Below are 2,340 nucleotides of genomic sequence, written 5' to 3'. Positions count from 1 at the left end.
CTTTGTTGATGCTGCTCAGGCAACGGTGTGGAGAGGTCCTATGGCTTCGAATGCACTTAAGCAAATGATTGAAGAAGGTAATTGGGGCGAATTGGATTACGTATTGATTGACCTTCCTCCAGGAACATCGGATATTCACCTGACTTTGGTACAAACAGTTCCTGTAACTGGTGCTATTGTAGTGAGTACTCCTCAGGATGTGGCTTTAGCCGATGCTGTAAAAGCGATCAGCATGTTCGAAGGTGCTGGCGTAAATGTGCCTATCTTAGGTTTGGTTGAAAATATGGCTTGGTTTACCCCAGCTGAATTACCAAACAATAAATACTACATTTTCGGTAAGGATGGTTGCAAAAAACTGGCTGAAGAAAAAGGTATTAGTCTTTTGGGACAGATTCCAATTGTTCAGAGCATTCGCGAGGGTGGAGACAATGGCGCTCCTGCAGCATTGAACGAAGATTCAGTTACAGGTATAGCTTTCGCCGATTTGGCAAGCCAGCTAATGGCATCTGTCGAAGACAGAAACAAGAATCATAATCCAACTGCTAAAGTTGAGATGACACGATAAAATCAATTGGTAATTCACAATTATCAATTCAAGAATAAATACTAAAAGCACCTTCGGTTTCGGAGGTGCTTTTTAGCTTTAAATATACCTGACAGATTTTCTCACAATACTCGATCCAATTAAAGACAAAAAAAAACCCTGATCATCATAAAACGATCAGGGCTATATCTTAAAATATTGAATGCTTATCGAACTTCAGAACCGGCTGCAACAGCTTGCTCTGGAGAAACGAATGCCAATTTACCATCAGCATCTTCAGCCATTAGAATCATACCTTCCGATTCGATTCCTTTTAGTTTTCTAGGCTCAAGATTCATCAAAATACTTACTTGTTTGCCAATGATTTCTTCTGGTTTGTAGTGCTCTGCAATACCAGAAACAACGGTTCTTGTATCTACACCTGTATCAACAGTGATCTTTAAAAGCTTCTTTGTTTTAGCAACTTTCTCAGCTTCAGTAATCGTTCCAATACGAATATCCATCTTCGTGAAATCATCGAAATTGATATTCTCTTTAACTGGAGTAGCGACTCTATTTTCAAGTTCATTAGCCACCTTAGTAGCCTCTAGTTTATCAACCTGCGCTTGAATTGTCTCATCTTCAATTTTCTCGAACAATAATTCAGGCTTGTTAATTTGATGACCAGCAGGAAGCGCATTAGCAGTTACCTCTGCCCACTCAATACGATCCATATTAAGGAAACCACGAAGTTTCTCAGCCGTAAATGGCAAGAAAGGCTCCATTAAAGTGCTCAAGTTAGCCGAGATCTGTAAAGAGATATTAAGGATAGTTTTAACACGTCCCTCATCAGTTTTAATCACCTTCCAGGGCTCGGTATCAGCCAAATATTTATTACCCAAACGCGCTAATGTCATTGCAACTTTTAAGGCCTCACGAAAGTGGAAGGTCTCCAGATTCTTTTCGATATCAGCTTTAATCACAGGAATCTGAGCAAGGGTTTCTTTATCAAAATCAGTAAGCTCTCCCGCTTCAGGAACTAAACCTCCAAAATATTTGTGTGTCAATACAAGAGTACGGTTCACAAAGTTTCCGAAAATAGCTACCAACTCGTTGTTATTGCGAGCCTGGAAATCTTTCCAAGTAAAATCGTTATCCTTAGTTTCTGGAGCATTTGCAGTTAAAACGTAACGCAAAACATCCTGCTTTTCAGGGAACTCTTCAAGGTACTCGTGCAACCAAACCGCCCAATTACGAGAAGTCGAAATCTTATCCCCTTCAAGGTTCAAAAACTCATTCGAAGGCACATTGTCTGGTAAAATGTATGATCCTTCGGCCTTAAGCATAGCAGGGAAAATAATACAATGGAATACAATATTATCCTTACCAATAAAGTGAATCATTCTAGAATCTTCGGCCTTCCAATACTTTTCCCAATAAGGAGTCAACTCCTTTGTTGCTGAAATGTATCCAATAGGTGCATCGAACCAAACGTAAAGTACTTTACCATCAGCTCCCTCAATAGGAACAGGCACGCCCCAATTTAAATCACGGGTTACCGCCCTTGGGTGCAAGCCATTGTCTAACCAAGACTTACACTGTCCGTAAACATTTGGCTTCCATTCCTTATGCTCCTCAAGAATCCACTGTTTTAAATGTGGCTCATACTTATCAAGAGGTAAATACCAATGCTTGGTCTCCTTCAACTCTGGTATATTTCCTGTAATCGCAGAACGAGCATCAATCAAATCAGTTGCATTTAATGATGTTCCACAGCTTTCGCACTGGTCACCATAAGCCTTATCGTTTTTACAATG

General features: G+C 40.1%; 2 protein-coding genes. One reads left to right on the top strand and one right to left on the bottom strand.

What is annotated here, in order from left to right:
- The coding region (locus ABY905_RS16510; protein WP_372645864.1) for a P-loop NTPase at positions 1 to 565 on the top strand (565 nt) is incomplete at its 5' end.
- 185 nt (positions 566 to 750) lie between these two features.
- On the opposite strand, the gene metG is transcribed toward ABY905_RS16510, so the two are convergent.
- A partial coding sequence (metG, locus tag ABY905_RS16505; RefSeq protein ID WP_372645862.1) for a methionine--tRNA ligase occupies positions 751 to 2,340 on the bottom strand: 1,590 nt, incomplete at its 5' end.

It is taken from the genome of Ancylomarina sp. (genome assembly GCF_041555295.1).
In the GTDB taxonomy this organism is placed as follows: Bacteria; Bacteroidota; Bacteroidia; order Bacteroidales; family Marinifilaceae; genus Ancylomarina.
The sequence above is the reverse complement of the archived record's forward strand: the minus strand, read 5'-3'. Positions and strand labels throughout refer to the sequence as shown.